Source organism: Streptomyces sp. Y7 (assembly GCF_043195415.1).
Taxonomy (GTDB): Bacteria; Actinomycetota; Actinomycetes; order Streptomycetales; family Streptomycetaceae; genus Streptomyces.
Genome location: NZ_JBIDDQ010000007.1, coordinates 376,942 through 384,040, shown reverse-complemented (window position 1 = coordinate 384,040; position 7,099 = coordinate 376,942). Strand labels below are relative to the sequence as shown.

Annotated in this window: 7 protein-coding genes; 1 reads left to right on the top strand and 6 read right to left on the bottom strand. The window is 69.9% G+C overall.

Annotation, left to right across the window (positions count from 1 at the left end; genetic code table 11):
• Nucleotides 1-52: 52 nt before the first annotated feature.
• Together hpaB and ACGFW6_RS21275 are read right to left on the bottom strand one after the other, a co-directional pair.
• The gene (hpaB, locus tag ACGFW6_RS21280; protein WP_393511920.1) at nt 53-1,504 is read right to left on the bottom strand and encodes a 4-hydroxyphenylacetate 3-monooxygenase, oxygenase component; all 1,452 of its coding nucleotides are present in this window, start codon (nt 1,502-1,504) and stop codon (nt 53-55) included.
• 20 nt (nt 1,505-1,524) lie between these two features.
• Nucleotides 1,525-2,028: a flavin reductase family protein gene (locus tag ACGFW6_RS21275; protein ID WP_393511917.1), complete on the bottom strand. Its 504-nt coding sequence runs from the start codon at nt 2,026-2,028 to the stop codon at nt 1,525-1,527.
• Nucleotides 2,029-2,131: 103 nt separating this feature from the next.
• Here ACGFW6_RS21275 and ACGFW6_RS21270 point away from each other — a divergent pair, with 103 nt between their 5' ends.
• The gene (locus ACGFW6_RS21270) at nt 2,132-2,671 is read left to right on the top strand and encodes a MarR family winged helix-turn-helix transcriptional regulator (protein ID WP_393511914.1); all 540 of its coding nucleotides are present in this window, start codon (nt 2,132-2,134) and stop codon (nt 2,669-2,671) included.
• Between the two features lie 61 nt (nt 2,672-2,732).
• On the opposite strand, the gene ACGFW6_RS21265 is transcribed toward ACGFW6_RS21270, so the two are convergent.
• The 4 genes from ACGFW6_RS21265 to ACGFW6_RS21250 all read right to left on the bottom strand — a co-directional run bounded on the left by ACGFW6_RS21265 (nt 2,733) and on the right by ACGFW6_RS21250 (nt 7,096).
• Nucleotides 2,733-3,785 carry an MBL fold metallo-hydrolase gene (locus ACGFW6_RS21265; RefSeq protein ID WP_393511911.1) on the bottom strand — a complete coding sequence of 351 codons (1,053 nt, stop codon included), beginning with the start codon at nt 3,783-3,785 and terminating at the stop codon, nt 2,733-2,735.
• A gap of 335 nt (nt 3,786-4,120) precedes the next feature.
• Nucleotides 4,121-5,251, bottom strand: coding sequence for an LLM class flavin-dependent oxidoreductase (locus tag ACGFW6_RS21260; RefSeq protein ID WP_393511908.1), 1,131 nt, complete (start codon nt 5,249-5,251; stop codon nt 4,121-4,123).
• Nucleotides 5,248-6,378 (bottom strand): NAD(P)-binding domain-containing protein, encoded by a 1,131-nt coding sequence (locus ACGFW6_RS21255; RefSeq protein ID WP_393511905.1) that lies wholly within the window; start codon nt 6,376-6,378, stop codon nt 5,248-5,250. Before ACGFW6_RS21255 ends, ACGFW6_RS21260 begins: the two co-directional genes overlap by 4 nt.
• Nucleotides 6,368-7,096: a CE1759 family FMN reductase gene (locus ACGFW6_RS21250; protein WP_393511902.1), complete on the bottom strand. Its 729-nt coding sequence runs from the start codon at nt 7,094-7,096 to the stop codon at nt 6,368-6,370. Before ACGFW6_RS21250 ends, ACGFW6_RS21255 begins: the two co-directional genes overlap by 11 nt.
• Between the last annotated feature and the right edge of the window lie 3 nt (nt 7,097-7,099).

Sequence of the window (7,099 nt, the reverse complement as noted above, 5' to 3'; positions counted from 1 at the left end):
CGCGGTGGGGAGCAGCGGCGGGGCCCCCCCCACGCCTCAGTTCTGTGCCGCGTCAGCTGCGGTCGAGGAACGCCTGCACCCTGGCCTTGTACGGCTCACGGTCATACGACTTCACGTACGCGCCCGCCATCCGGACCGGGTCGCCGAAGAAGTAGTACTCGTACAGGGCCTGTCGACTGGAGAAGGCGGAGATGCACGTGTCCCACACCAGCCGGAAGAGCTTGACCCGCTCGGGACCGGTCAGGGTCGCGGACTGCAGATACGCCTCGATGTCGGCGGCGGCAGGCCCGTTGATGTCGAGTTCCGTCGGAGTCGCCATCAGCCCGGACGCACCCAGCTTCCGCAGGCTCTGCGGGAAACGCTGGTAGAGCTTCGGATACAGGTTGCGGGCCGCGTTGAGCGGGGCGAAGGCCGGGGTGAGGACGCCGTACTCGTTGACCTCGGCGTCCGCCTCGGCGGCCCGCAGGAACGCGCGCAGCATCTCCAGGGTGGCGATGATCTCGGCGATGTCCTCCTGCACGTGCTGGAACTGCTCGATGCCGATGGCCTCGGTCAGCAGCGACACCAGACCCAGGATGTACTCGGTCTTGGCGGTGGTGCGGGTGACGACCTGGTGGGTCATGTGCACCACGGACGACGTCTGCGCGTAGAAGCCGTTGCACAACTCGGCGTCGCCGAGGGCGAAGCAGCGTTCGTACGGCACATGCACGTCGTCGAAGACCACGACACAGTCCGACTCCTCGAAACGGGAGCCGAGGGGGTGGTCGTGCCGCGGGCGATCGTAGTCAAGGGATTCGCGGGCGACGTACCGGAGGCCGGGGGTGTCGTTGGGGACGGCGAAGGCGAAGGAGTACGGCTTGTCCTCGGGGGTGCCGCGCAGCACCGTCGACGGGAACACCAGCATCTCGTCGGCGAACGGGGCGATCGTCGCCAGCATGCGCGCGCCGCGGATGACGACGCCGTTGTCGTCCTCCTTCACGATGCGTGCCGCGAGTTTGCCGCCCGCCTGCTGGGTGCCGGCGACCGCGCGGTTGACCTGGGGCGGGACGAGGGTGTGGGTGCACAGCAGGTCCTCTTCGCGGACCTTCTCGTAGTAGCGCCGGATGTTCTCGCCGAAGGCGGGGTTCGCCTGGGCGAACCAGTCGGCGGCCGAGGCGAGCGCCATCAGGGAACTGTTCATGTAGTCGCCGGTGCGGCCGAGCATGCCGTTGCTGTGGTCGGCCCACACCTTGAAGGCCTCGCGGCGCTTGACCAGGTCCTCCGGGGTCCGCGGGGTGAGGAAGGAGGTGCCGACGCGGTCGCCGGACGTGGGGGAGGTGTAGGTGAGGGTGTCCCGGTGCTCGGCGGAGTGCTGGAGGTCGTACAACTCGGCATACGTGCGCACCACGTTGCGGAAGGCGGGGTGGTCCTGGACGCCGCCGGTGAGGGTCTCGCCCTGGATGTGCACGGTGGGGCGGGAGATGGCGAGCCGTTCGAGGTATTCCTTGCCGGTGCGTGCGGCCATACGGGGGGCTCCTTGAGAGGTCAGATGAGGTGTTCGATGCCGTCGGCGGTCTCGGCGAGGGTGCCGAAGCGGCTCCAGGCGTAGGTGAGGGCGTCGCCGTCGCGGTGGCATAGGTCGGTGACGCGGCCGACGACGAGGGTGTGGTCGCCGCCGTCGTACGACCGCCAGGGATCGCAGGCCACCCAGGCGAGCGGGTTGTCGAGGCGCGGAACGCGGGCGGCGGGCGCCCAGCGGGGTTCGGCGGCGCCGGGCATGCCCGCGAACCGCCGTGCCAGCGGCTCCTGTTCGGCGCCGAGGATGTTGACGCAGAAGGGCCGGCCCTGGAGCTGGTCATGGCAGCGGGCCCGGCGGGCGACGCTGATCAGCACGAGCGGGGGGTCGGCCGAGACGGACGTGAACGCGTTCATCGTCGCGCCGCGCGGGCCGTCGTCGCCGTCGTACGTGACCACCGTGACACCGGTGGCGAACCGTGCCATGCAGGCGCGCAGGGCGCCCGGGCCGGGCGGGGCGAGGGCTTGGGACATGAGGGCTCCGTGGAGAGGGGAACAGAGCGGCTGAGAAGGGCTGATGTCCAGATCAGAACGTATAATCAAAGCGTTGATTATTTGGGGAGCCTACACTCCCGCTGTGACCCAGGAACAGTCCGACGCCGAGCATTTGCACTTCTGGTCGTTCATCGACCACGCCGTCGAACGGGCAGGCCGCGAACTGCCCGGAGTCGACCCGCTCGCCATGCGCCTGGTGCTCACGCTGCACCGGGCCGCCAACATGCTCGTCTACGACCTGGAGTCCACCGTGCACCGGCCGCGAGGCTGGTCATGGCCCGGTTTCCGGGTCCTGTTCGCGATCTGGCTCGCCGGGCCGGTCGAGGCGAAGAAGGTCGCGGAGCTGTCCGGCATGAGCCGCGCGGCCGTGTCGGCCCTGGTGGCGACGCTGGAGAAGGACGGTCTGGTCAGCAAGGAGCGGGCGCCCTACGACGGACGCGCCGTCCAGCTGCGGCTCACCGACGCCGGCCGGGAGGCGATCACCTCCGCGTTCCGGGCGCACAACGAACGCGAACAGGAATGGGCGGGCTCCCTCAGCGAGGACGAACTGCACACCCTCATCGCCCTGCTCGGCAAACTGACCACGCACTCCACCCACTTCGACGCCCGGCACCGCATGTGACAACGCAGGCCGCAGCGCGGCCGGTGGGACCCACCGGCCGCGCCCTGTCATGCTTCGCCCGTCAGCAGCCGCAGCCCGAGTGCCCGGCAGCGGCCATCGCCACCGTCGAGGTGGCGGCGGACCCCTGGTCCTGCGCGATCCTCCCGCGGATCATGTTCTCCATCACGTCCATGAAGACCTGAGCGCCCGAAGTGCCCATCACGAACGGGTTGTTCGTGGTGTTCGGCGCGGTGCGCAGCTGCGCCATGCGCTCCAGCCCGTAGTCGCAGAACGCGTGATTGCTCAGCTCGACGCCGACGCCGGCCGTCTGCATCTGGGAGGCGAAGGTCTGGACGGAGGACAGGTAGGTCTGCTTGTCGGTGGTGGAGGTGGGCGGTTTGGTGCCACCCCAGAGCATCGCCGAGTGGGCGGCACCCTTCCACTTGACGGGGAAGATCGGCGAGACGGTGCCGCGCGTGTGGCCCGGCGTGTACCGCAGCGTGACCGACGTGGATCCCAGCGTCAGCTTCTGGCCGTCGGTGATGTCGAGGTCACGGGTCGGCGCGTAGCTGCCGCTCACCGAACCCCAGTCGGTCGGCGACATCATGACGCGGGCGCCGTAGGTGTCGGCGAGGTACTGGGCACCGCCGTAGTGGTCGGCGTGCGCGTGGGTGACGACGACGTACTTGATCGTCGCCGGGTCGAGTCCGAGGGTCTGCAGGCCCGAGACGATGTACTGCTTGGCCTCCGTCGGATTGTTCAGGGCGTCGATGAGGATGATGCCGCCCGAGGTGAGGATCGCCGTGGCGGACACCCAGCCGACGCTCAGCACCGCGACGTCGTCGAAGATCTTCAGCGGCTTGGGGGCGGAGGGGTGCGGCACGACGAAGTCGGAACTGAGCGCGTCGATGAGGTCGTTGAGGACCGGGTCGTCGCCCGCCAGCTCGGCGGCCGCGTCGAAGTAGTCCTGCGCGGTGTCGGTGGTCGCGGCGCCGGCGGAGCGCCCGGGGAACAGCGTGGTCGCGCCGGCGGTGAGCGCCGCGGCGGCGCCGAGCTGCCAGAAGCGGCGGCGGGAGAGGGAGCGGTGACCTGCCGAGAAGGCTGGGCCGGACAGGTCGCGTTGCGGCTCGTTCATGTGTGCGGCTCCTTGCGGGAGGATACGTGGGGACTGCTGGAGGCGGCGACGCTTGGTGGCTCGTCGTGCCGACGGACTGGCGGGCGTCGCCGAGTGGGGTGCCTCAGGTGTGGAGGAGCATGGAGGCGGGACCCCACGGGGGCCAATATCGAGGCCGATAGCGATTACGGCCCTCCAGTGGCCGATGCGACATTGCCTCAACTGCCGGTGTGCGAAACCGTGGTGGCTGCGGTGCCGTGACCGCACAGAGCGCCGCTGCCACAACGCGAACACCCGCTGCGCTCCGGTGAAAGCCCGGAGGGCAGCGGGTGTTCGCGGTGCGAGACGCCAGGGCTTCAGCGTCGCGTGATCTCCGCGGCGGCGTCGGCGACTGTTCGCCCGTGGACGGCGGGGCGCCCGCCGTAGGGGTCGCCGTCGCCCCACAGTGTCGTCGGCGCGGCCTTGCGCACCACCGGGATGACCTCGGAGGCGAAGCGTTCGAGCATGGCGAGCTGCTGCTCGTGCGGGATCACCGTCGGGAGGCTGAACGACTGGAGGTCGTGCCCGAACGCCTCGTGCCACCACAGGATCTTCTCGGCGATCTGCTGCGGAGAGCCGACCAGGACGGGCCCGCGCTCGATGGCGTCGTCGATGGTCGCGAACGTCATCTCGTTGCCCGGCGTGTGGTTCCCGGGCTGGTTGAAATACGCCACGATCCGCTCGTACGTCGGCCCGAACGCCTCCTGCGCCTCCTGGGTCGTGTCGGCCAGGTAGAGGAAGCCGGACCCGGCGGCGACGTACGCGTACCGGGGGTCGTGGCCGTGCCTGGCGTACTCGGCGCGGTAGTGGTCGATGAGGGCCGTGTACTTGTCGCGGGGCTGGATGGCGTTGGCGGAGAAGAGCGGGTCACCCCACTGGGCCGCGAGACTCGCCGAGGTCAGCGTGGTCGCCGAACCGTGCCACACCCGAGGGGCTCCGGCGAACGGCCGCGGCAGGCTGGTGACGTCGTCCAGCGGACCGCGGAAACGGCCCTCCCACGTCACCTTCTCCTCGCGCCACAGGCGGCGCAGCAGCTCGTACTTCTCGGCCAGTGCGTCCCACTGGTCGCCGTTGCCGATCCCGAACATGGGCAGTTGGCGCATCTCGTTGCCCTTGCCGATGACGAGCTCCAGGCGGCCGCGGGAGATCTGGTCGACCGTGGCGTAGTCCTCGGCGACGCGCAGCGGGTCGTGGATCGACAGGACGGAGACGCCCGTCTGGATACGGACCCGGCTGGTGGTCGCGGCGATCGCGCCGAGCAGGACCGTGACCCCACTGGAGAGGAAGTCACCGGCGTGGCGTTCGCCCAGCGCGACCGCGTCGAAGCCGAACTCCTCGGCGTAGCGGGCCGAAGTCAGCGCTTGGGAGTAGCGCTCGTCGGGGTGGACCTCGCGCCCGGTGACCGGGTTCTTGAGGTTCGGCAGGATGTCGAGGACCTGGAACTTCATGAGCCGACCTTCTCGCTGGAGTGGGACACCTCGGCGGCTTTCCACTGCCGCAGCAGACTGTTGACGGCCTGGCGGCCCGCACGGTTGGAGCCGACGGTGGACTGGGACGGCCCGAAGCCGACGAGGTGCACACGCGGTTCGCCGGCCACCTGGGTGCCCTGCATGGTGATTCCGCCGCGTTCGTTGCGCAGCCGCATCGGGTCCAGGTGCGTGAGCGCGGCCTTGAAACCGGTGGCCCACAGGATCACGTCGACCGGCGTGAAGGAACCGTCCGCCTCGCGTACGCCGCCGGGTTCGATCGCGGTGAACATGGGACGGCGTTCGAGGACCCCGCGCTCCTTCGCCGCCAGCGCGTACGGGGTCCAGCCCAGACCCGTGTAGGAGACTACGCTCCCGGTGGGTCGGCCCGCCTCCACGTCGGCGGTGACCTTGGCGATGATCTGACGTCCCTCGACCTCGGGGTCGAACCCGCCCTCCAGGAAGACGGGTTCGCGCCGGGTGTACCAGTACGTGGTGGCCACCCGGGAGATCTCCTCCAACTGCTGGAGCGCCGAGATCCCACCGCCGACGACTGCGACCCTGAGGCCCGCGAACCGGTCGGCCGAGACGTAGTCGTGGGTGTGCAACTGGAGGCCGGTGAAGCTCTCCTGACCCGGGTAGCGGGGACGGACGGGGTTGGTCCAGGTGCCGGTGGCGTTGATGACCGCCCGCGTGATCCAGGTCCCGGCACTGGACTCCACGACCAGTTCGCCGTCGGGGCGGTCGTCCAGCGGCCGTACGGCGCTGACCGTCACCGGCCGCAGGATCGGCAGGGCGCTCGCCTGCTCGAAGGCGGCGAAGTAGCGCGGCACCGCCGTACGGCTGGGCTCCTCGGGATCGATGGGAGGTTTCGGGAAGTCGGGCAGGTCGAAGATGCCGTTCACGGTGTTCATCCGGAGCGACTCCCAGCGGTGCCGCCACGCCCCGCCGGCCGCCGGTTCGGCGTCGAGGACCACGAAGGTCCGCTCGCCGTCCGGGTCGGTCAGGGCGCTGGTGAATCCGCGTCGCATGAGGTGGTAGCCGGCCGAGAGGCCGGACTGCCCGCCGCCGATGACCACGACTGTGGCGCGCCGGCCGTCAGTGTGCATCGGCCTGCTCATCACCTCGCGCGAGCGCGTTGCCGCCGGTGGCCAGACGCATGAGGTCGGTGTCGAAGTCGATGTCCTCCAGGGACCGCTCCGCCCGGGTGGCGTTGCCGCCGAACTGGTGTTGATATCCGCCCCAGTTGCCGTCGGCGATCTCGCGGCCCGCTCCGCTGCGCACCATCACGGAGAGCTCCTGGGCCGCCCGTGCGATGCGCTTGCCGAGGTCGGTCGACGCCCAGTCCTCCGGGGCGGCATACAGGGACGTCGGCATCGGGATCGCCCGCAGGAAGGCGAACAGCGGCCTCAGCTGCTCGTCGACGACCATGGCGTGCCGTGCGCTGCCGCCGGTGGCGGCCAGGACGACCGGCCTGGCGATCAGCAGGTCGTTGTCGACGAGGTCGGCGAACGACTTGAACAGGCCGCTGATGCCCGCCTTGTAGACCGGGGTGGCCGCGATGACGGCGTCGGCCGAGGCGAGCAGTTCCATGGCGGACTGCACCTTCGGGGGGAGCATGCCGCTCACGATGCCCTGGGCGATGTCCGTGGCGAGAGGACCGAGATCGATCGCGCGCACGGTCGCCTGCGTGCTCGACTCCCGGAGGGTGTCGACCGTCTTCTGGGCGATGCGGTCGGCGAGCAGGCGGGTGGACGAGGGGTCGCTGACGCCGGCGTTGACGATGGCGATCGTCACCGAGGCAGCGGTGGGGGAGAGGGCGTTCATGCG